Here is a 19,325-nt window from a genome sequence, read left to right as displayed (position 1 = left end):
TGATCCTGATTGCTAAACGTTGCGCGCATGATGGAACGGCTTGAATCCTGGAAACTCGCACTCGAACGCCTGCGGTCGGCGGACGGCGCCGATTGGGCCGAGGCGGGCCGGCTCGTCGCCGAGATCGTGCGGATCAGCACCGATACCATGTTGCGGCAGGCTGCCGAGCAGGCGCTTCCGGTGCTGCGCCAGGCCGTGGACAACGACGATCACAGCGTCACGCTGGCGGCCCGGCGTCGTCTCGGCGTGGTGCTCGATGTCGTTCACGACCTGACCGCGCCGCGCTTCGGCCGCCGCCATGCTGCACCGAAGAAATTGTCCAGCGAGGATCGCGCCCGCAAGCTGCTCGGCCTGCCGCTCGCGGTGCAGCTCACCTGCGAGGACATCAACCAGGCCTATCGCCGCGCCGCCAAGGGCACGCACCCCGACCGGGGCGGCAGCGCGCAAGCGTTCATCGACCTTGCCGCCGCGCGCGACATGCTCATCCATCCCGGCGCGCACAAGGACGCGTGAGTAGGTCGAGCATGCGCATGACCGCAAAAGAAGAAGGCGGACCGCTTGCGCGATCCGCCCCTGAAATCCGATTCGTCGCGTAAGGCCTAGAGCGTGCAGCGGCGCTCGGCGCGCAGCTTGATCTGGAGCTCCGAGGCGGCCGTGAAGGTCGGGAGCGGCTTGCTGACGACCTTGTAGGTCGAGACGCCCCACTGGAACGGCTTGTACTTCAGGTCCTCGTTCCAGACCTGGCAGATGCCGGTGTTGTCCCAGCGGATCACGTAATAACCGACCGCCGCAGAGGCCGGCGCGGCGAACACGGAGGTGGCGATGCCGGCAACGGCACAGAGGGCGAGAACGCGACGCATGAAATATCTCCTGATGAGAACGTGAGAAGGGAACTGGTGCGGCAAATCTGCGCGGCTGGCAAGCGGGGCGGCGACCGTTCACGGATATGTCAGCCGTTGGTCGGCTGTTCGGACGACCCTTATCCCTTGACTGGCGCTTGTCTGTCCCTTGCCTATCCTTTGGCCAGCGACGCCACCGCCTCGATCTCGATCAGCATCTTCGGATCGGGCAGTGCGTGGACCACGCAGGTGGTGCGGGCGGGGTAGGGCGGTGGGCCGAAGGCGCCGGCATAGAGCGCGTTCATGGCGGCGACATCGGAGGCGCGGGTCAGGAGCACATTGACCTTGACGAGATCGCGGATGCCGGCGCCGGCCTCCGCCAGCACGCGCTTGATGTTGACGACGACGTTGGCGAACTGCGCGTCGAAGCCGTCGGGCAGCGCGCCGCCGGCGTCGAAGCCGGGAATGCCGGAGACGAACAGGAGATCGCCGGCGCGCGTCGCAAAGGACAGTGGCGGCGCCTTGACGTGCGGCGGGGGCGCAAAATGCTGGATCGGCATGGGTCACCTCGGATGACGGGCTGGAGGCCCAAGCGTAACGGCAGATCGGGCCCGCTCAAACACAAAACGCGAAAACAACCCCATGCACAGTAGACATCAAGCAGAAATCATTGGGCTTTTTCAGGCTTCGGGAAAAGCAAAATATTCGTTTGCTCTGTCGGGCAAAACAGGGGCAGAATGGCATGGTGGCCAGGTGGCGTTCGCGAGCGCAGACGGCCCGCCTCGGTCTGCTGGCGTGGAGAGGCAGCAATCCATCCACCCGTCATTGCGAGCGCAGTGAAGCAATCCAGACTGCCTTCTCGGAAAGATTCTGGATTGCTTCGCTGCGCTCGCAATGACGGAAAATAGGCCGTGGGACGAGAGAAGCAGCCCGACCACGCCGCCCCGATCATGTTGCCGCCCCGATCCATCGGATACATTCGCTGCGTCTGATTCGATCCCCCTTGAAAAATTGCCCCCGGAGCCCCCATGAAGATCGCATCCACCTTCCGCGCCGCGCTGGTCGGCATTGCCGCGCTTGCCGGCCTTTCGACCTCGGCGCTGGCCGATGGCGGCACCGTGGTGCTGACGATCTACAAGGCGGGCTGGATCATCGGCGGCTCCGGCGGCTCGGGCGTGATGAACTTCCGCGGCCGCGCCTATTCGCTCTCGACCGGGGGGCTCGATTACGGCCTCGTCTTCGGCGGCTCCAAGACCGTGCTGCGCGGTCGCGTCTCCAACATCAACCGGCCCTCCGACATCGCCGGCGTCTACGGCGCCGCCGGTGCGGGCATCGCAGTGGGCCGCGGCGCCCGTGCCATCGTGCTGACCAACCAGAAAGGCGCCGTGCTGGAGTTGTCCGGCACGCAGGTCGGTCTGATGGCGAATGCGGATCTCAGCGGGCTCGCGATCACGATGCGGTAGGGCGGCGATCACCTCAATACGTAGCCCGCATGAGCGACGGCGATATGCGGGGCAGCCCTCAGCTCCAGATGCCGCTATCGCTCATCCGGGCCAACTCCAGTTACTGCCGCATGAATCCGCTCGCAATGCGCGACGAGTTTCAGGAAAGCATAGACCTTGAGGCCGTGGCCGTTGTTGTCGGCGACCCCGAACAGCCGACAACACCGCCCGGGATCGCTATACTCCGGATCCTGGTGACCTCGGCAAGATGGTGATCCCTATGGCGAGAGACTTGGAAGGCAAGATTGCGGCCGTGACCGGCGCCGCGTCGGGCATCGGATTGGCCAGCACCGAGGCGATGCTGGCCGCGGGCGCGCGCGTGGTGATGGTCGACCGCGACGAGGCCGCGCTGAAGGCGCTCGGCGACAAGCACGGCGACGCAGTGATCCCGCTGCTTATCGACCTGCTGGACCCGAAGGACTGCGCGACGCTGCTGCCGCGCGTTCTGAAAAAGGCCGGCCAGCTCGACATCCTGCATGCGAATGCGGGGACCTATGTCGGCGGCGATCTGGTCGATGCCGACACCATGGCGATCGACCGGATGCTGAACCTGAATGTCAACGTCGTGATGAAGAACGTGCACGACGTGCTGCCGCACATGATCGGGCGCGGGACCGGCGACATCATCGTCACGAGTTCGCTGGCGGCGCATTTTCCGACACCGTGGGAGCCGGTCTATGCGTCGTCCAAATGGGCGGTCAACTGCTTCGTCCAGACGGTGCGGCGCCAGGTCTTCAAGCACGGCATCCGCGTCGGCTCGATCTCGCCCGGTCCGGTCGTCAGCGCCCTGCTCGCGGACTGGCCGCCGGAGAAGCTGAAGGAAGCCAGGGAGTCGGGAAGCCTGCTGGAGGCCAGCGAAGTGGCCGAGGTCGTGATGTTCATGTTGACGCGGCCGCGCGGCATGACCATTCGTGACGTGGTGATGCTGCCGACCAATTTCGATCTTTAGGGCGCTAGCCGCCCCTACGAGCCCTTCGATGCGGCGATGAAAACCGCCAATTGCGCGTCGAAAGCGCGCCTGAAGGCAGGCCGCGCTTCGCCGCGGGCGACATAGGCGGCGATACCTGGATATTCGTCCAGCAGGCCCGACGCGTTCGACCGGCGCAGCACCGTCACCATCATGAGATCGCCGGCACTGAACGCGCCGTCGAGCCAGTCGGCATCGCCTAGATGACGGGACAATTCGCCGAGCCTGACACGAACGCGATCCTGCAGCATGGGCAGGCGCTCCGCGTACCAGCTCTTGTCGCGCTCGAACAGCATGGCCATCCCGAGTTCGACGATCGGCGGCTCCAGCGTGCTCAGCGCGGCAAACATCCAGGCGATCGCGCGCGCCCGGGCGTTGGCATCGTCAGGCAGCAGCCCGGCATGGCGCTCCGCGATATGGAGCACGATCGCGCCGGATTCGAACAGCGTCAGATCGCCGTCCTCGAACGTCGGAATTTGCGCGAACGGATGCAGTGCAAGATGTGCGGGCGCCTTCATGTCCTTGAACGAAACCAGGCGCACGTCATAAGGCTGCCCCACCTCTTCGAGCGCCCAGCGCACCCGCATGTCGCGCGCCTGCCCCTTGCCGCGATCGGGCGACCTTTCGAAGGCGGTGATGGTGGGGGGCATGGGGGGCTCCGGGTGGTGGCGTGTTGTGTCCAGAGGACGAATGGCGGCGACGGTTTCCGACAGACTATCTGGATTTCCTGGGGCGTATGCGAAGCCAGACCCTCATGGTGAGGAGGCGCGCAGCGCCGTCTCGAACCATGCAGGCCCGCATCTCGCCCGCGGCCATCCTTCGAGACGCCTGCTTCGCAGGCTCCTCAGGATGAGGGCGGTGGGTGTTGAAGGTCCAGCGCAGCAATCCACGCCGCAAGCTCCCGCCACGGCTCCAGCGTCCAATGCCCCGACGCGGCGCCTGACGGTGACGGCAGCACGAACACCTCCGCCGGACATTCATCCCGCGGCTGCCGCCCCAGCGCAATCACGCTCGACGCTCTGCCATAAAACAAGCTCGCAGCCTTCTTGCTCGTGAACGCAACCGTCCTCGGCCGATACTTTTCGATCTTGGCTTTGAACCCTGGCACGTCGATCGATGCGGCCTCTATTCGGTGATCCATCCCGGCGCCCGACTTGGAAAGATCGGTGAAGCCGATCCCGAGTTCGAGCAGCGCGGCAAACTCGCCCGGCTGATAGCGCCGCGGCGTGATCCCGGCCTCATGGATCGCGCGCCAGAAGCGGTTGCCGGGATGGGCGTAGTAGTGCCCGAGCTCGGCCGAGCGCGTGCTGGCCGCGGTGCCGACGAAGACGAGGCGGAGGTTGGGAAGGAGTTGGTCGGGGAGGCGGTGGAGGGTGGTCTCGGGCAAATCAATTATCCGTAGCGTTGTTGCCCCGCGTGAACGAGATGAGACTCAACTGTCCTGGATGCCGCCTACGCTTGCTGCGAGCAGTTATCGATGGGAAAGACTAGTCGATAGCATCTGCAACACTTCAATCGTTCCTTGATCGGGCACTCCCGGGAAACTTTTAACTTTCGTCAGCGCTTCCTCTGCAACGCGTCGCAGGAGGTCTCTCTTTTCGCCTGTGTCGCTAATATTTGCGACGTTCTGTAGGGCTAGTGCGGCGTGGTAAAGAAGAAATGGCTGCTGCTCAACCGAGAAGCGTTCACCCAACCAAGCCAAATCCGCCACGCGCGGCACCATCTGCATCATGGCAATAGCGGCGAGTCGGCTTCCCGGCGATCCCGATCCTTTGTATATGCCAAGCGAATCCAAGACGCTCGGTGCGAGGGATCGCATCTTCACAACGGCGCGGGTCATAGCCCGGGTACGCTCTGGCCCTGGTGGCAGGGCCCGTCTAAAAGAATCGTACTCCAAGCACAGCCTATCCAATTCGCGAAGCAACTCCTCTGAACCAACGCCTCTTGCCTGGACCTCTATCCGCGCCGCGGCTTCGATTTGCCTCGGCGTTATTTTTCCGCCTTTGTCTTTGTCGGTCTCACTCTCAGCGTCTGCAATACGGTCTAATTCGAGAGCAACGCCTGGAATGGTCGCTTTTCTCACTCGATCCATCATTAGCGGCAATTTGCCTAACGCAGATTGCAGTTCGCGACGAAAGAACGACACAACTATCAAAGCTGTCGTCGGCCAAGCGATTGCTCCTATGAAAGCGGCTGTGGCTGTCAGGAGCTTTGCATACTCCTCCATGGCGTCCCCCGATGTGCTTCGAATTGCCCGATCGTTCGAACCGAGGCGCACACCCCGCGGACGCCAGCTTAAACAAAACTATTCACCAACTCAATCAAAGGTAGCACGTCGGCCACTGGCATAGAATAAGAAAGCCGGGCATTCACCCGGCTTTCTCACTTCCGATCTCCTCCCGGAAGCCCGGGTCTGAATTGCGGCGGCGATCCCTCACAGCACCCGATTGCTCTCCTTCACCTTCTCCGCATCCAGATACAAGTTCTCGCCCATCTCCTTGAACTTCGCGCTCATCTGCTTCATGCCGTCCTCGGCGGTCCCGCTCATCGACATGCCGACGCCGTTCGGATCATTCAGCGTCGCCGCATAATCCCGCACGTCCTGCGTGATCTTCATCGAGCAGAATTTTGGGCCGCACATCGAGCAGAAATGCGCGACCTTGTGGGCTTCCTTCGGCAGGGTCTCGTCGTGGAAGTTCTTTGCGGTGTCGGGGTCGAGGCCGAGGTTGAACTGGTCGCTCCAGCGGAAGTCGAAACGGGCGCGGGAGAGGGCATCGTCGCGCAGCTGGGCTGCGGGGTGGCCCTTGGCGAGATCGGACGCGTGGGCGGCGATCTTGTAGGTGATGACGCCGACCTTGACGTCGTTACGATCAGGCAGGCCGAGATGCTCCTTTGGCGTGACGTAGCAGAGCATGGCGCAGCCGAACCAGCCGATCATGGCGGCACCTATCCCTGAGGTGATGTGGTCGTAGCCCGGCGCGATGTCGGTGGTCAGGGGCCCGAGGGTGTAGAACGGTGCCTCGCCGCATTCCTTGAGCTGCTTGTCCATGTTGATCTTGATCTTGTGCATCGGCACGTGGCCGGGGCCTTCGATCATGACCTGGCAGCCCTTGTCCCACGCGATCTTCGTCAGTTCTCCGAGCGTCTCGAGTTCGGCAAACTGCGCGCGATCGTTCGCATCCGCGATCGAGCCGGGGCGCAGGCCGTCGCCGAGCGAGAACGAGACATCATACTTGCGCATGAGGTCGCAGATCTCGTCGAAATGGGTGTAGAGGAAGCTTTCCTTGTGATGCGCCAGGCACCACTTCGCCATAATGGAACCACCACGAGAAACAATGCCGGTGACGCGGCTGGCGGTGAGGTGGATGTATTGCAGGCGCACGCCGGCGTGGATGGTGAAATAGTCGACGCCCTGCTCGCACTGCTCGATCAGCGTGTCCTTGTAGAGCTCCCAGGTCAGCTTGACCGGATCGCCGTCGCACTTCTCCAACGCCTGGTAAATCGGAACGGTGCCGATCGGCACCGGCGCGTTGCGCAAAATCCATTCGCGGGTGGTGTGGATGTTGCGGCCCGTCGAGAGGTCCATCACGGTGTCGGCGCCCCAGCGGATCGCCCACACCATCTTCTCGACCTCCTCCTCGACCGATGAGGTCACCGCCGAGTTGCCGATATTGGCGTTGATCTTGGTCAGGAAGTTGCGGCCGATGATCATCGGCTCGAGCTCGGCGTGGTTGATGTTGCAGGGGATGATGGCGCGGCCGCGCGCGATCTCAGAGCGCACGAACTCCGGCGTGATGAAGGCGGGGACTTCGGCGCCAAAACTTTCGCCGTCGGCAAGCGCTGCCTCCGCGCGCTCGAGCTGCTCCTTGCGGCCGAGATTTTCGCGCGCGGCGACGTAGATCATTTCCTTGGTGATGATGCCGGCGCGGGCGAATTCGAGCTGCGTGATCTTGTGGCCGTCGAGGCCGCGTAGCGGCTGGTGATAGGCCGAGAAGGCGCGCGCGGCCTTGTCGGCGGAGATGCTGCCATTGTCCTCCGGCTTGATCTGGCGGCCCTGATATTCCTCGACGCCGCCGCGCTCCAGCACCCAGGCCTTGCGGCCGCGCGCGAGACCGGCGTTGACGTCGATGGTCACGCTTGGGTCGGTGTAGGGGCCGGAGGTGTCGTACACCGGCAGGTTCGGCTCGCCCGCGCCTTCGGAGAGGATGATCTCGCGCAGGGGCACGCGGAGATCGGGCGCCGCGTCGGGCGAGGCGAAGATTTTGCGCGACGAGGGCAGCGGGCCGGTGGTGACGGCGGGGACGGTCTTCTCGGGATTGGAGCGGATGTTCATGGGATCCTCCGGTTTAATTCGTATGTGTTTGCGTCTGGGCGACGGTGGTGAATTCTTGCTCCGTCATTGCGAGCGCAGCGAAGCAATCCAGAATCTCTCTGCAGAGACAGTCTGGATTGCTTCGTCGCAAGTGCTCCTCGCAATGACGATGTGGGGAGAGGGCGCGCATCACGCCGCCTCCGCAGACAGGCCGAGCCATTGCCGTACCCGCGCATCGGGATCGGCATTTTGCGTCACGTCGCTGACGACGGCGATGGAATCCGCGCCGGCGGCAAAGATCTCCGCGGCGTGCTCGAACTTGATGCCGCCGATCGCGACCAGCGGGATCGTGCCGATACGCTTCTTCCACTCGGTGATCTTTGGAATGCCCTGCGGTTCGAAGCGCATCGATTTGAGCGTGGTGAAGAAGATCGGGCCGAGCGCGACATAATCGGGCTCGGCGGCGAGCGCGGTTTCCAGCTCCGCCTCGTCATGGGTGGACACCCCGAGCGACAGGCCGGCCTCGCGGATGGCATGGAGATCGGCGTCGGCAAGGTCTTCCTGGCCGAGATGCAGGTATTTCGCGCCGGCGACGACCGCCGCGCGCCAATAGTCGTTCACGACCAGCCTGGCTTGCGTGCCGTTCGTGATCGCCAGCGCGTCGGTGACGATCTGGAGCGACTGCGAATCGTCGAGGTCCTTCGCGCGCAGCTGGATGGTGCCGACGCCGAGCTTGGTCAGGCGCTCGACCCAGGCGAGGCTGTCGACGACAGGATAAAAGCGATCAGGATACGGCATGCCAAAAAGGTGTCCCAACGACAGGGGTGGAAGGGGAGGCGAAATCGCGGGCGTTCATCAGCCCGGCTTCGTAGGCGGTGCGGCCGGCCTCGATGCCGAGGCGGAAGGCGTTGGCCATCGCGACGGGATCGGCGGCCTTGGCAATGGCGGTGTTGAGCAGCACGGCGTCGTAGCCGAGCTCGAGCGCCTGCGCCGCATGCGACGGCGCGCCGATGCCGGCGTCGACCACCAGCGTGATATCGGGCAGCCGCTCGCGCATCAGTTTCAGCGCGTCGCGGTTGGTGATGCCTTTTGCGCTGCCGATCGGCGCGGCCCAAGGCATCACCACCTTGCAGCCGGCATCGACCAGGCGGTTGGCGACCGAGAGATCCTCGGTGCAATACGGGAACACTTCAAAGCCGTCCTTGATCAGGATGGCGGCGGCCTCGACCAGGCCGACCACATCGGGCTGCAGCGTGTCGTTGTCGGCGATGACTTCGAGCTTGATCCAGCTGGTGCCGAACAATTCGCGGGCGAGCTTGGCGGTAGTCACCGCCTCGCGCACGCTGCGGCAGCCGGCGGTGTTCGGCAGCACGGTGACGTCGAGCTCGCGGATCAGATTCCAGAACGCATCGCCGGTCTTGCCGCCGGCGGATTCGCGCCGCAGCGACACCGTGACGATGTTCGAGCCCGAGGCGCGGATCGCCGCCTGCATGATCGCAGGCGAGGGGTAGAGCGCGCTGCCGATCAGCAGGCGGGAGGTGAAGGATTTGCCGTAGAAGGTCACCATGTCGAAGGTGTCTCCTCAATCAATGCCGTCGTCCCGGCGAAGGCCGGGACCCATACCGCGTGATCTCGCTTGGGGCATGCGCGGAGAGACTTTCCGTCCCAACGAAAGCCCGTGGTTATGGGTCCCGGCCTTCGCCGGGACGACGAGGGGAGAGAATGTGCCATCCTCCTCACCCTCCCTGCCGCGGCGCGATGATCTCGATCTCGTCGCCGGCTTTGAGGTGGGTCTCGGCCCAGCGGCTCTTCGGCACGACATCGTAGTTGAGCGCGATCGCGAAATGGGTGCCCTCGTAGCCGAGTTCGCTGAGCAGCGCGTCCACGCTGGCAGAATTGATCTCGCGTTGCTCGCCGTTAACGATCACCCGCATTGCATCACCTCATTGTCGATCTGGCCGCGCTCGACGTAACCGAGCGTCAGCTCGGCCAGCGCCGGGGCGATCAGGAAGCCGTGGCGGTAGAGGCCGTTCACGGCGATGGTTTCGCCGCGAATGCCGATGCGCGGCAGATTGTCGGGGAAGGCGGGGCGCAGGCCGGAGCCGAATTCGACGATGCGGGCCTCGCCGAAGGCGGGATGCACGGCATAGGCCGCCCCCAGCAGCTCCAGCGCCGAGCGGACGCTGACGCCGGTGTCCTCTGCCTCGATCGAGGTCGCGCCCAGCATGAACAGATTGTTCTCGCGCGGGATCACATAGAGCGGCCAGCGCGGATGGATCAGCCGCACCGGGCGCGCGAGCTGCACTTCGGCGGTCTCGATCAGGATCATCTCGCCTTTGACGCCGCGCAAGCCAGGCTGCTCGTCGCGCGCGGAAAGGCCGCGGCAGTCGATCACAATGCCTTTAGGATCAAGTTTTGCGAGTTCGGCCGCGGCGACATCGCTGGAGAATTTGATGGTGCCGCCGGCGGCGCGGATGCGCTCGTGCAGTTTCGGCAGCACGCGGCGCGGCTCGACATGGCCTTCGGTCGGGAAGAACAGCGCGTCGCGGAAGCGGCCTTCGAGCGACGGTTCGAGCTCGGCAAGGCTCGCGGCATCGAGCCGGCGATGGCCCTCGGTCATCCCCGCAAAACGCTCGAAATCGTTGCGCTCGCGCGGATGGGCGACGACCAGCGAGCCGTTGAAGGGCGTGTCGGGCAGCTCGCGCCGCCAGATGTCGAGCGAGCGCAGGCCGAGCCGACTGATGATCGGTTCCGAAACTTCCGCCTCGCAATAGGGCGCGAGCATGCCGCCGGCCCAATGGCTGGTGGCATCGGTCATTTCCGCGTCACCGCGCTCGTGCAGGGTGACGGCGTGGCCGGCCTGCGCGAACAGCAGGGCCTGCCAAGCACCCGCAATGCCTGCTCCGATGATGGATACCGCGGAATCCGGTCGCTTGGTCGTCTGTAACATCCCTGTCCCTTCGCCGGCATGACCCGGATCAGGTTCAAAGGGTCACCGCGGTCCTGGGCGGATTTGCCCATTTAGCGGTATCTCAGCTCCTCCTCGGAGCACCCCTCGGAACGGCTCTAATGTATGCCAGTGACGGGCTGTGTCAACGTGCACAGCTCGTCATGCCCGGGCTTGTCCCGGGCATCCACGTTCTTGGACGCGGACGAAGGACGTGGATGGCCGGGTCAGGCCCGGCCATGACGGCGATTATCGGGTGGGAACCTGCGCCCGGGCGTTGCGGACCCGCTGGGCGAGCTTCCGGTGCGGGACGGTGCCGAACATCGGCTGCGGATTGCCGTTCGGCTCGAGCCAAGGGGCGCCCATATTAGCCTCGCCCATATTGGCGACCTGGACGACCTCCTGCCGCTGCCGCTTCGCGGCGTAGTAATAGCCGCCGGCGAAATAACGAACGGCCCGGGCGTGATCGCCATTGGCGGCGTGATAGGCGCCGGCGAGATATTTGACGGCATAGGTGAGGTTGGTGTTGGGATCGCGCAGGCCTGCGGCGTCGCCGGTGTAGCCGACTCCGCGCGCGGTCGCGAGCTTGATCTGCATCAGCCCGATGGTGCCGCCATGGCCGACCAGGCCGGGCTGGTAGCGGCTCTCGCGCATGATGACACGGTGTACCAGCGCCTCAGGCACGCCGTTGGCGCGCGCATGGGCCGCGACCATTTCGGCGTACTCCGCTTCGCCCGCGAATGCGGCCTGCGGCAAGGTCAGTCCGGCCGCGAGCAGCGCGGCAACACGTAAAATTTTCATCAGATATCCCTGAGCGGCTGCTTGAACGGCCTGCACCCGGCTGCCGTTTAGGCCCCCGAACGCGGCGATGATGTGACCAAACGCCGCCGTTAATTTTTTTGCGCCGCCGAGCCGCTGTTACGACTCAATGCTGGCGCAAGGCTTCCCCAGGCGGACAATTCGCGACAGCAGGCCTGTCTATTCGCGCGGGCTTGCGAAAGCGAGTATGTAAGCGCTGCGAATAGGGGAGAGGTGCCATGCCAAAACCAACCATGGTCAAAGCCCACACCGGCGACATTCCTAGAAATAACCCCTGTGGCCAATGCGGCACGCCGATCCCGAGGCCCGACTGGATCGAGCCGGGCGACGGACGCATCTCCTATCTCTGGGCTTGCCACGCCTGCAGTTATCGCTTTGAGGCGGTGGCGATCTTCGACGAGGCGGTCCTCGAGCACCCGCCGCTCGCGGCCTGAGTTGCTGCCTTAAGCGGCCAGCCGCGGCTGCTGCCACACCGGCAATTGCATCCGCACGATCAAGCCGTGCGGCTCCCGATCATGCAGCGACAGCTCGCCGCCATGGGCGACCGCGATCGCGCGCGCGATCGTCAGGCCGAGGCCGAAGCCGGTGGACTCGTCCATGGTGCGCGCATCGTCGCCGCGCACGAATGGCTCCAGCATCTCCTGCTTGCGCGCATCCGAAATGCCGGGACCGTCGTCCTCGACGTCGATGACGAGCTTGCTGCCCGAGATGTCGAGGCGGATCGTCACCTCGGCACCGAAGCGCACCGCGTTCTCGACCAGGTTGGTGACGCCGCGATGCAGATCGTCGGGCCGCGCCGCCGCGGTCGCCGAAGCGGGGCCGTCATAATGCACGGCATGGCCCATGTCGCCGAACTGGTCGGCGATGAGCTGCAGCGTGCTCGCGATGTCGACCAGCGTCACCGCCTCGATCTGGCGGTCGTTGCGCAACAGCGATAAAACGGATTCGAGCATCGAGCGCATCTGGTCGAGATCGATCAGCATGCGCTTGCGGTTGCCTTCGTCCTCGATGAACTCGGCGCGCAGGCGCAGCCGCGTGATCGGTGTACGCAGGTCGTGGCTGATCGCGGCGAGCATTCGCGTGCGGTCCGACATCAGCCGCGAGATCCGCTCGTGCATCCGGTTGAGCGCACGCGCGACCGAACGGATCTCCTCCGGCCCGCGCTCGGGCAGCGGATCGGCCGCGCCGTCCAGGCTGAAATTCTCGGCCGCCCTGGCGAAGGACGACAGCGGCGCGGCCAGCGCCCGCGCGGCCCACAGGCCGAGCACGGTGACGCAGATGAAGGCCGACATCAGCGTCGTCAGCCACGGCCCGCCCCAGAACCACGGCCGGGGGCCGCCGTCGACATGGCCCGCGATCATGGTGCCGTCGGGCAATTGCACGCCGATGCGGCGTGCGCCACCGTCGTCCGGCGCAAGCTGCACCACCTTGTAGGCGCGGCCGAGATGCCGGCGGATCCCGTGCAAGTGCTGGCTCTCGCTGCCCTCGACGACATTAGCGGTGCCGGGCGCGAGCGTCTCGATCTTGAGCTTCGGGAAGGCGCGCGCGAGATCCGCGGTGAGGCGCGGCCGCTCGCCTTGCTCGGCCGAGCCGAGCAGCAGGGCGGCATCGGCCAGCTGAGGGGCGCCGTCCGGCGACGTCTCCGGGCGGTCCGGCCGGCTGATCAGGAAGGCCGTGGTGACGACGAGATGCAGCGCGACGGTCGAAGCCACAACCAGCGCGGCGATCTGTCCGCCAATTCCATTGAGGTGGAACAATCCGAACGGCTTCATCGTCGGATCCCCATTAGCTGTTCAGGGGGGCCGCGATCGCTTCGCTGCTTGCCGATTCAGTTCTTGGCGTGAACAGATAACCGCCGGAGCGCACCGTCTTGATGATGGTCGGATCGGCCGGATTGGGCTCGATCTTGCGGCGGATGCGGCTGACCAGCACGTCGATCGAGCGTTCGAACGAGCCGGTGTTGCGCCCCTGCGTGAGGTCGAGCAGGCTATCGCGCGACAGCACGCGGCCGGGCCGCTCGCAGAACGTCCGCAGCAGATCGAACTCGGCGCTGGTCACCGCGACGCGCGCGCCTTCGGGATTGCGCAGTTCGCGCAGGCGCAGATCGATGCGCCAGCCTTCGAAGGCGAGCGTGCTCGCGCCTTCGATCGAGCTCGCTGCCTGCGCGGACCCCTGCCGGCGCAGCACCGCGTTGATGCGGGCGAGGAGCTCACGCGGGTTGAACGGTTTCGGCAGATAGTCGTCCGCGCCCATCTCGAGGCCGACGATGCGGTCGATGTCCTCGCCGCGTGCCGTCAGCATGATGATCGGCGTCTGTCCCTCCGCGCGCACCTTGCGACATAGGCTGAGGCCGTCCTCGCCGGGCAGCATCACGTCGAGGATGATGAGGTCGACGCGATGATCGGCCATGGCGCGCGACATCTCGCGGCCGTCGCTCACGGCGGTGACGTTGCAGGCGTTGTTGCGCAGGTATTTCGCTATCAACGTCCGGGTTTCGCGGTCGTCTTCGACGACAAGGATGTTGGGATTGGGATTGGCCATGCGCTTTGTTTGTCCAAGATTCGGGCCAAATGGCGAAGATTTTTGTTGCAGATTGTTTCTATGGACCATGTGGCAACAGCAGGACATCACCGGCCGGGTAAGCGGGAGAACTCGTTAAGACCGTCAACCATACCGTGACTTGGTCGGCTACGAAACCGCAAAACCCACGGAGCCATCATGACCTCGATTTCGGCGGTCTCCGCCGGTAACTACCAGTCGCCGTTGCAGCGGCTGCAGCAGGAATTGCAATCGGAAGTGTCGGCCGGCACGGTCGCGTCGTCGGACCAGCCGGCGCTTTCGACGGCGCTGAGCGACATCAATACGGCGCTTCAGCAGAGCCGGTCCAGCGATCAGTCGAGCGGCACGCGTCCCTCCAAGGACGACATGAAGTCGAAGATCGACGACCTCATTTCGAACGAGGTGTCGAACGGGACGCTGACCTCGGACCAGGCCGACGAGTTGAAGAACGTGTTCGAGTCCGCCTTCGGCAATGGCCCCGGCGGCGCCGGCGGTCCCGGTGGTGCGGGCGGGCCCCCGCCCGGTCCGCCGCCGGAGGACAGCCCTTCGGATTCGTCGTCGACGGACTCGACGAGCAGCACGTCGACCGAGTCCACCACGGCCGAGATCCTCCAGCAGTTCCTCCAGGCACTGCAGCAGTCGCAATCGTCGGCGTCGTCCTACGGCGCCAGCGGCAGCTCATCCACCAGTTCGGACATCTCCGCACTTCTGATCGATTTCAAGAGCTGACCTGATCGACGCAGGTCGGCGCATTCCTCGCCGCGATCGTGCTTCACCCAGGGCGCGTGATCGTCGGCGGGGAATCGTGCGCCGCAATATGTTCCTGGGTGACTTAGGAACAATCGCCGCGTGCGATCGCGCGACTCGCGACGAAATTGCAGCACCCAGGGAACTGCTAGTGACCGGCGCTGTTTTCTCCGCACAAGTTTTCTGCTGAAGGAGAGGACGATATGTTGATGAAATCGATCGCGGCCGGCCTCGCCGGTACCGCACTGCTTGCGACCGTTGCGTTCGCGCAATCGCCGACCGCCACTACGGACAAGCCTTCGACCTCGGCTGCCACGACGACCAGCACATCGGCGTCTGGCCAGTGGCGCACGTCGAAGATGAGCGGCCTGAAGGTCTACAACGACGCCAACGAGAACATCGGCTCGGTCAACGACCTCTTGATGGACAAGAGCGGCAGCATCAAGATCGCCGTGATCGGTGTCGGTGGCTTCCTGGGACTGGGCGAGCATCTGGTTGCCGTGCCCTATGAGAAGCTGAAGTTCGTCAATGAGGCGGTTGCCTACACCGGCACCGCCGGGAACAACCCGAACGCCGCAGCCAACCGGCCCGCCTCGACCACGACGACGACCGGCGCCGCGACCGGCACGGACAACCGGCCCGCCACGACCGCGACCACGTCCTCGTCGAAATGGTATCCGGACCACGCCGTGTTCAATGCCAGCAAGGACGAGCTGAAGAACATGCCCGAGTTCAAGTACTCGGAGTAATGCGGCTCTGAACGGCTAAACGAAGCGCGCCCGGTTTTGCCGGGCGCGCTGTCGTGACTTTTTTGGTTTGCTCGTCACTGCGAGGAGCTCTTGCGACGAAGTAATCCAGACTGTTAGCGCGGATGCATTTCTGGATTGCTTCGCTTCGCTCGCAATGACGGAGAATGCGCCTAGTTCCCCTTCACCAGCGGGCAGCCGCCCTTGTCGAGCGGACGGAAGGCTTCGTCGCCGGGCACGGTGGCGATCAGCTTGTAGAGATCCCACTCGCCCTTGGATTCCTCGGGCTTCTTGACCTCGAACAGATACATGTCGTGGACCATGCGGCCGTCGATCCGGATCTTGCCGTTCTTGGCGAAGAAGTCGTTCACCGGCGTTTTGCGCATCTGCTCCATCACCTTCGGTGCCTCGTCCCCCTTGATGCCGAGCGAATGAACGTCTGTGATCTCCATGAGCAAGGCGATCATCTTCTGGCCGCCTTGCGTCAGGCCGAACTCGGCCGCCTGTTTCAGCGCGTTGGTGGTGTCGCCGCCGGCATTCGCCAGCGCGACCATAGCGGCGAGACGGGTGAGGGGGTCTCTCTCCGCGAGTCCAATTCTCAATTGAGTGTGCGGACAGATACCCCTCATTCGGCGCCATAGCCGATGCGAAGCATCGGCGTTTTCAAGAACGGCGGCGACGGCCGCCTACGCCACCTTCTCCCACAACAACGGGAGAAGGAAGAAGAGCACCGCCTTTCAGGCGCCGCCGCCCTTGAGCCGTTCGTTGCGTCGGCGCAAGGCTTCCAGAGTGGCGAGCAGGATGACCGATATTGTTGTCAGAATCACCGCCGCTGCCGTGATGGTCGGGCTGATGTTCTCGCGGATGCCGCTGAACATCTCGCGCGGCAGGGTGCGCTGTTCCGGACCTGCCATGAACAGCACGATCACCACCTCATCGAAGCTGGTCGCGAAGGCGAACAGCGCGCCCGACGCCACGCCGGGGAGGATCAGCGGCAGGATCACACGGCGGAACGCCTCAAACGGCGAGGCACCGAGCGAGGCGGCGGCGCGTGCCAGATTGGTGTCGAAGCTTTGCAGCGTCGCGCCGACCGTGATCACCACAAAGGGCGTCGCCAGCGCGGTGTGGGCCAGGATCAAGCCGAGATAGCTGCCGGTCAATCCGATCGGCGCGAAAAAGAAATACAGGCCGACCGCGGTGATGACCCCGGGCACGACGACGGGGGACAGCACGAACGCCAGCACGAGCGGCTTGAACCGGCTCTTCCACTGCGCCAGCCCCAGCGCGGCCAGCGTGCCCAGCGTCATCGACAGCAGCGTCGAGGCGACACCGATGATCATGCTGTTCTTCAGCGAATTCATCCAGCGCGGCGAATTGATGAAGTCGTCGTACCAGCGCAGCGAGAGGCCCGGCAGCGGATAAGTGAGGTACGAGCCCGAGCTGAAGGACAGCGGCATGATCGCAACGATCGGCGCGATCAGGAAGATGAACACCAGCGTGGAGACAATGATGGTCGCGGTCCACGCCAGACGCTGGCTCGGTGTGCGGAGGGAGGGATTGTTGCTCAATTCTTCATTCCTCCCGTGACGTGCTGGCCCTGCACCAGCTTTCCGTAGACGAGAGCGAGCAGAACAGTGGCGAGCAGCAGCACCGCACCCAGTGCCGAAGCAAGGCCCCAATTGGCCGTCTCGGTCGTGTAGAGCGCGATGAAGTAGCTGATCATTTGGTCGGCGGCGCCCCCGACGAGTGCCGGCGTGATGTAGTAGCCGAGCGCCAGGATGAAAACGAGCAGGCTTCCCGCGCCGATGCCGGGCAGGGTTTGAGGCAGGTAGATCCGCAGGAAGGCGGCGATCGGTGGCGCACCGAGCGAGGCGGCGGCACGCATGTAAGCAGGCGAGATCGCCTTCATGCTGCTGTACAGCGGCAGGATCATGAACGGCAGCAGAACGTGGGTCATTGCCACGCAGACACCGAAGCGGTTGTAGATCAGGCGCAACGGCTCGTCGATGATGCCAAGCCAGAGCAGGCTGTCGTTCACGACGCCCTTGCTCTGCAGCAGAACGATCCAGGCGCAGGTGCGGACCAGAAGCGACGTCCAGAACGGCAGCAGGACGAAGATCATCAGCAGATTCGACCGGCCTGGCGGCAGCGTCGCCAGCAAGTAAGCGACCGGGAAGCCGAGGATCAGGCAAAGCACCGTGACACTGAGGCTGATGACGAAGGTGCGGGCGAAAACGCCGCGGTAGATGGCCTGATCCGGCGGGGCTTCGACGATCGTGCCCTCCACGTTCCGCGTCAGGTCGAGTGCCGCCAGCAGGTAGAAGCCGGTGATTGGACCACCGGCGTCCTTGATTGTCGTCCAGGTGGTGCGGTCGCGCCAGGCCGGGTTGATCTTGCCCAGCGCCTCCTTGGCCGTGCCGGGCTCCGGGATCGCCCTCAGATTGCGTGCGGTGCTGGTCAGGATGGTGCGGAAGCCGTTCAGCGCGTAGTTGAGCCGCTTCGCCGCGATGGCCATGGTGCCGGAGGCTCGCGCCGCCAGGACGTCGCTTGCCAGCGCCGCGTAGGCCTTTTCATCCGGCAGGTCCTTGCCGCCCCAGTCGGCGAGAGCAGCCACGGTTTGGGGCAGAACCTGACGCACCTCCCGGTCTTCGACCGAGCGCCACAGCATGCCCGCTATCGGGCCTGCGAAGGTGAAGAGCAGAAAGACGAGAAGCGGCAGCACCAGCGCCAATGCCTTGACCTGGCGTCTTCGCTCCGCGCGCCTCAATCGGCGCTTGAGCGGGACTTCGGTCGACGCATCGGCGCCGGTCAAGAGCGCGTTCGTCATTGGTCGCTATTTCGCGGCCCATTTGTTGAAGCGCTCGGTCAGGCGGTCGATGTTCTCAAGCCAGAAGGCAACGTTGATCTCGACCGCATTCTTGATGTTGTCAGGCGCGGTCGGCAGGTCCTTCAGAACGGCGGGCGCGAGCCGTCCGGCTGCGTCCTTGTTCGATGTGCCATAAGCAATGTTCTCCGATAATTTCGACTGGTTCTCCGCTTTGCCGACGAAGTCCAGGAACTTGTAGGCCGCGTCCTTGTTCGGGCTGCCCTTCAGGATGACCCAACTGTCGAGGGTGAAGAGCGCTCCGTCCCACACCATGCCGAAATTCTTCTTCTCGTTCTTGTTTGCGGTGTCGATACGGCCATTGTAGACCGAGGTCATCGCCACCTCGCCGGAGGCGAGCAATTGCGGCGGCTGAGCGCCGGCCTTCCACCAGACGATGTCGCCCTTGATGGTGTCCAGCTTCCTGAAGGCGCGCTCGATGCCCTCGTCGGTCGCCAGCACCTTGTAGACGTCCTTTGGCGCGACGCCGTCGGCCATGAGAGCGATCTCCAGCGTGGTCTTCGGGCCCTGACGCAAGGCCCGCTTGCCGGGAATCTTCTTGGTGTCGAAGAAGTCGGCCCAGCCGCGAGGGGCGTCCTTCAGCTTGTCCTTGTCGTAGCCGAGAACGAAATCGTAGAGGATGGCGCCGACGCCGCAGGGATTGACTGCCGGCGGGATATAGGCGGCTTCGCCGCCGATCTTCGAATAGTCGATCTTCTCGAACAGGCCTTCCTCGCAGCCAACCGCCAGTTCGTCGCTCTCGACCTGGACGACGTCCCAGGTGGCGGCACCACCCTGCACCTTGGCGCGCAACACGCCGACGCCGCCGTCCCATGACTCGTCGTTCAAGGGAATACCGGCCGCTTTCTTGAAAGGCTCGAAATAGACTTTCTTCTGGGCATCCTGATAGGCGCCGCCCCACGACACGACGGTGAGGTCACGCGCCTGCGCGACCGTGGCCAGCGCCGCGCTGGCGGCGACTGCTGCGGCGACACCCAGAACAATCTTGCGCTTCAGCATGGTC

24 protein-coding genes, 1 pseudogene and 1 riboswitch are annotated in these 19,325 nt (G+C 64.4%); of the genes and pseudogenes, 7 read left to right on the top strand and 18 right to left on the bottom strand.

Annotated elements, in window-relative coordinates:
• Positions 1 to 27 precede the first annotated feature (27 nt).
• Positions 28 to 513 (top strand): J domain-containing protein, encoded by a 486-nt coding sequence (locus IVA88_RS31295; protein WP_247501037.1) that lies wholly within the window; start codon positions 28 to 30, stop codon positions 511 to 513.
• Between the two features lie 86 nt (positions 514 to 599).
• Here IVA88_RS31295 and IVA88_RS31290 read toward each other — a convergent pair whose 3' ends face one another.
• The 3 genes from IVA88_RS31290 to IVA88_RS31280 form a co-directional block, all read right to left on the bottom strand.
• Entirely contained in the window at positions 600 to 860 is a 261-nt protein-coding gene (locus IVA88_RS31290) for a hypothetical protein (RefSeq protein ID WP_247501036.1), read from the bottom strand.
• 152 nt (positions 861 to 1,012) lie between these two features.
• The gene (locus IVA88_RS31285) at positions 1,013 to 1,399 is read right to left on the bottom strand and encodes a RidA family protein (protein WP_247501035.1); all 387 of its coding nucleotides are present in this window, start codon (positions 1,397 to 1,399) and stop codon (positions 1,013 to 1,015) included.
• 107 nt (positions 1,400 to 1,506) lie between these two features.
• On the bottom strand, positions 1,507 to 1,884 hold the full coding sequence (locus IVA88_RS31280; protein WP_247501034.1) for a hypothetical protein: 378 nt from the start codon (positions 1,882 to 1,884) through the stop codon (positions 1,507 to 1,509).
• Here IVA88_RS31280 and IVA88_RS31275 point away from each other — a divergent pair.
• Genes IVA88_RS31275 through IVA88_RS31265 form a run of 3 tightly spaced genes read left to right on the top strand, consistent with a single transcriptional unit; the run spans position 1,868 to position 3,290 of the window.
• A complete protein-coding gene (locus IVA88_RS31275) occupies positions 1,868 to 2,302 on the top strand; it encodes a hypothetical protein (protein WP_247501033.1) in 435 nt (144 codons plus the stop codon). The two genes, IVA88_RS31280 and IVA88_RS31275, sit on opposite strands and share 17 nt — an antisense overlap.
• Positions 2,303 to 2,331: 29 nt before the next feature.
• Positions 2,332 to 2,556, top strand: coding sequence for a hypothetical protein (locus tag IVA88_RS31270; RefSeq protein WP_247501032.1), 225 nt, complete (start codon positions 2,332 to 2,334; stop codon positions 2,554 to 2,556).
• Positions 2,557 to 2,561: 5 nt separating this feature from the next.
• A complete protein-coding gene (locus IVA88_RS31265) occupies positions 2,562 to 3,290 on the top strand; it encodes an SDR family oxidoreductase (RefSeq protein WP_247501031.1) in 729 nt (242 codons plus the stop codon).
• 14 nt (positions 3,291 to 3,304) lie between these two features.
• On the opposite strand, the gene IVA88_RS31260 is transcribed toward IVA88_RS31265, so the two are convergent.
• The 9 genes from IVA88_RS31260 to IVA88_RS31220 all read right to left on the bottom strand — a co-directional run bounded on the left by IVA88_RS31260 (position 3,305) and on the right by IVA88_RS31220 (position 11,368).
• On the bottom strand, positions 3,305 to 3,958 hold the full coding sequence (locus tag IVA88_RS31260; protein WP_247501030.1) for a glutathione S-transferase family protein: 654 nt from the start codon (positions 3,956 to 3,958) through the stop codon (positions 3,305 to 3,307).
• Between the two features lie 194 nt (positions 3,959 to 4,152).
• A complete protein-coding gene (locus IVA88_RS31255; protein WP_247501029.1) occupies positions 4,153 to 4,695 on the bottom strand; it encodes a mismatch-specific DNA-glycosylase in 543 nt (180 codons plus the stop codon).
• A gap of 84 nt (positions 4,696 to 4,779) precedes the next feature.
• Complete coding sequence (locus tag IVA88_RS31250) at positions 4,780 to 5,535, bottom strand: hypothetical protein (protein ID WP_247501028.1); 756 nt, start codon at positions 5,533 to 5,535, stop codon at positions 4,780 to 4,782.
• A gap of 207 nt (positions 5,536 to 5,742) precedes the next feature.
• Positions 5,743 to 7,641 carry a phosphomethylpyrimidine synthase ThiC gene (thiC, locus tag IVA88_RS31245; RefSeq protein WP_247501027.1) on the bottom strand — a complete coding sequence of 633 codons (1,899 nt, stop codon included), beginning with the start codon at positions 7,639 to 7,641 and terminating at the stop codon, positions 5,743 to 5,745.
• 168 nt (positions 7,642 to 7,809) lie between these two features.
• On the bottom strand, positions 7,810 to 8,418 hold the full coding sequence (locus IVA88_RS31240) for a thiamine phosphate synthase (protein ID WP_247501026.1): 609 nt from the start codon (positions 8,416 to 8,418) through the stop codon (positions 7,810 to 7,812).
• Positions 8,405 to 9,187 (bottom strand): thiazole synthase, encoded by a 783-nt coding sequence (locus tag IVA88_RS31235; RefSeq protein ID WP_247501025.1) that lies wholly within the window; start codon positions 9,185 to 9,187, stop codon positions 8,405 to 8,407. The genes IVA88_RS31240 and IVA88_RS31235 overlap by 14 nt, the downstream gene beginning before the upstream one ends.
• 169 nt (positions 9,188 to 9,356) lie before the next feature.
• The gene (thiS, locus tag IVA88_RS31230; protein ID WP_247501024.1) at positions 9,357 to 9,554 is read right to left on the bottom strand and encodes a sulfur carrier protein ThiS; all 198 of its coding nucleotides are present in this window, start codon (positions 9,552 to 9,554) and stop codon (positions 9,357 to 9,359) included.
• A complete protein-coding gene (locus IVA88_RS31225; protein ID WP_247501023.1) occupies positions 9,545 to 10,570 on the bottom strand; it encodes an FAD-dependent oxidoreductase in 1,026 nt (341 codons plus the stop codon). Before IVA88_RS31225 ends, thiS begins: the two co-directional genes overlap by 10 nt.
• A riboswitch (TPP riboswitch) is annotated at positions 10,558 to 10,686 on the bottom strand. Its footprint overlaps the gene before it by 13 nt.
• Before the next feature lie 130 nt (positions 10,687 to 10,816).
• On the bottom strand, positions 10,817 to 11,368 hold the full coding sequence (locus IVA88_RS31220) for a lytic transglycosylase domain-containing protein (RefSeq protein WP_247501022.1): 552 nt from the start codon (positions 11,366 to 11,368) through the stop codon (positions 10,817 to 10,819).
• 236 nt (positions 11,369 to 11,604) lie between these two features.
• Between IVA88_RS31220 and IVA88_RS31215 the strand changes: the two genes are divergently transcribed.
• Positions 11,605 to 11,820 (top strand): hypothetical protein, encoded by a 216-nt coding sequence (locus tag IVA88_RS31215; protein ID WP_247501021.1) that lies wholly within the window; start codon positions 11,605 to 11,607, stop codon positions 11,818 to 11,820.
• 9 nt (positions 11,821 to 11,829) lie between these two features.
• Here IVA88_RS31215 and IVA88_RS31210 read toward each other — a convergent pair whose 3' ends face one another.
• Together IVA88_RS31210 and IVA88_RS31205 are read right to left on the bottom strand one after the other, a co-directional pair.
• A complete protein-coding gene (locus tag IVA88_RS31210) occupies positions 11,830 to 13,158 on the bottom strand; it encodes an ATP-binding protein (RefSeq protein WP_247501020.1) in 1,329 nt (442 codons plus the stop codon).
• A gap of 13 nt (positions 13,159 to 13,171) precedes the next feature.
• Positions 13,172 to 13,927, bottom strand: a complete 756-nt coding sequence (locus IVA88_RS31205) for a response regulator (protein ID WP_247501019.1) — start codon at positions 13,925 to 13,927, stop codon at positions 13,172 to 13,174.
• A 177-nt stretch (positions 13,928 to 14,104) separates the two neighbouring features.
• Here IVA88_RS31205 and IVA88_RS31200 point away from each other — a divergent pair, with 177 nt between their 5' ends.
• On the top strand, positions 14,105 to 14,674 hold the full coding sequence (locus IVA88_RS31200; RefSeq protein ID WP_247501018.1) for a hypothetical protein: 570 nt from the start codon (positions 14,105 to 14,107) through the stop codon (positions 14,672 to 14,674).
• A gap of 221 nt (positions 14,675 to 14,895) precedes the next feature.
• Positions 14,896 to 15,441, top strand: a complete 546-nt coding sequence (locus tag IVA88_RS31195) for a PRC-barrel domain-containing protein (protein ID WP_247501017.1) — start codon at positions 14,896 to 14,898, stop codon at positions 15,439 to 15,441.
• A 170-nt stretch (positions 15,442 to 15,611) separates the two neighbouring features.
• Here the strand turns inward: IVA88_RS31195 and IVA88_RS31190 are convergent.
• The 4 genes and pseudogenes from IVA88_RS31190 to IVA88_RS31175 all read right to left on the bottom strand — a co-directional run.
• Positions 15,612 to 15,998 (bottom strand): annotated as a pseudogene (locus IVA88_RS31190) (ABC transporter substrate-binding protein); the annotation flags it as partial.
• 177 nt (positions 15,999 to 16,175) lie between these two features.
• Positions 16,176 to 17,006, bottom strand: coding sequence for an ABC transporter permease (locus tag IVA88_RS31185; protein WP_247501016.1), 831 nt, complete (start codon positions 17,004 to 17,006; stop codon positions 16,176 to 16,178).
• Entirely contained in the window at positions 17,003 to 18,265 is a 1,263-nt protein-coding gene (locus IVA88_RS31180) for an ABC transporter permease (RefSeq protein ID WP_247501015.1), read from the bottom strand. The genes IVA88_RS31185 and IVA88_RS31180 overlap by 4 nt, the downstream gene beginning before the upstream one ends.
• A gap of 6 nt (positions 18,266 to 18,271) precedes the next feature.
• Positions 18,272 to 19,321, bottom strand: coding sequence for an ABC transporter substrate-binding protein (locus IVA88_RS31175; protein ID WP_247501014.1), 1,050 nt, complete (start codon positions 19,319 to 19,321; stop codon positions 18,272 to 18,274).
• Between the last annotated feature and the right edge of the window lie 4 nt (positions 19,322 to 19,325).

Origin of the sequence: Bradyrhizobium sp. 149, assembly GCF_023073915.1 — a bacterium.
Lineage (GTDB): Bacteria > Pseudomonadota > Alphaproteobacteria > Rhizobiales > Xanthobacteraceae > Bradyrhizobium.
This window is presented reverse-complemented; position numbering and strand designations above follow the sequence as displayed.

Coding starts and splice junctions, on each gene's coding strand:
- IVA88_RS31215 (WP_247501021.1), top strand. CDS start 11,605: ATGCCAAAACCAACCATGGTCAAAGCCCACACCGGCGACATTCCTAGA.
- IVA88_RS31275 (WP_247501033.1), top strand. CDS start 1,868: ATGAAGATCGCATCCACCTTCCGCGCCGCGCTGGTCGGCATTGCCGCG.
- IVA88_RS31175 (WP_247501014.1), bottom strand. CDS start 19,321: ATGCTGAAGCGCAAGATTGTTCTGGGTGTCGCCGCAGCAGTCGCCGCC.
- IVA88_RS31195 (WP_247501017.1), top strand. CDS start 14,896: ATGTTGATGAAATCGATCGCGGCCGGCCTCGCCGGTACCGCACTGCTT.
- IVA88_RS31235 (WP_247501025.1), bottom strand. CDS start 9,187: ATGGTGACCTTCTACGGCAAATCCTTCACCTCCCGCCTGCTGATCGGC.
- IVA88_RS31240 (WP_247501026.1), bottom strand. CDS start 8,418: ATGCCGTATCCTGATCGCTTTTATCCTGTCGTCGACAGCCTCGCCTGG.
- IVA88_RS31285 (WP_247501035.1), bottom strand. CDS start 1,399: ATGCCGATCCAGCATTTTGCGCCCCCGCCGCACGTCAAGGCGCCGCCA.
- IVA88_RS31225 (WP_247501023.1), bottom strand. CDS start 10,570: ATGTTACAGACGACCAAGCGACCGGATTCCGCGGTATCCATCATCGGA.
- IVA88_RS31220 (WP_247501022.1), bottom strand. CDS start 11,368: ATGAAAATTTTACGTGTTGCCGCGCTGCTCGCGGCCGGACTGACCTTG.
- IVA88_RS31210 (WP_247501020.1), bottom strand. CDS start 13,158: ATGAAGCCGTTCGGATTGTTCCACCTCAATGGAATTGGCGGACAGATC.
- IVA88_RS31200 (WP_247501018.1), top strand. CDS start 14,105: ATGACCTCGATTTCGGCGGTCTCCGCCGGTAACTACCAGTCGCCGTTG.
- IVA88_RS31270 (WP_247501032.1), top strand. CDS start 2,332: ATGAGCGACGGCGATATGCGGGGCAGCCCTCAGCTCCAGATGCCGCTA.
- IVA88_RS31290 (WP_247501036.1), bottom strand. CDS start 860: ATGCGTCGCGTTCTCGCCCTCTGTGCCGTTGCCGGCATCGCCACCTCC.
- thiC (WP_247501027.1), bottom strand. CDS start 7,641: ATGAACATCCGCTCCAATCCCGAGAAGACCGTCCCCGCCGTCACCACC.
- IVA88_RS31205 (WP_247501019.1), bottom strand. CDS start 13,927: ATGGCCAATCCCAATCCCAACATCCTTGTCGTCGAAGACGACCGCGAA.
- IVA88_RS31265 (WP_247501031.1), top strand. CDS start 2,562: ATGGCGAGAGACTTGGAAGGCAAGATTGCGGCCGTGACCGGCGCCGCG.
- IVA88_RS31180 (WP_247501015.1), bottom strand. CDS start 18,265: ATGACGAACGCGCTCTTGACCGGCGCCGATGCGTCGACCGAAGTCCCG.
- IVA88_RS31250 (WP_247501028.1), bottom strand. CDS start 5,535: ATGGAGGAGTATGCAAAGCTCCTGACAGCCACAGCCGCTTTCATAGGA.
- thiS (WP_247501024.1), bottom strand. CDS start 9,554: ATGCGGGTGATCGTTAACGGCGAGCAACGCGAGATCAATTCTGCCAGC.
- IVA88_RS31260 (WP_247501030.1), bottom strand. CDS start 3,958: ATGCCCCCCACCATCACCGCCTTCGAAAGGTCGCCCGATCGCGGCAAG.
- IVA88_RS31295 (WP_247501037.1), top strand. CDS start 28: ATGATGGAACGGCTTGAATCCTGGAAACTCGCACTCGAACGCCTGCGG.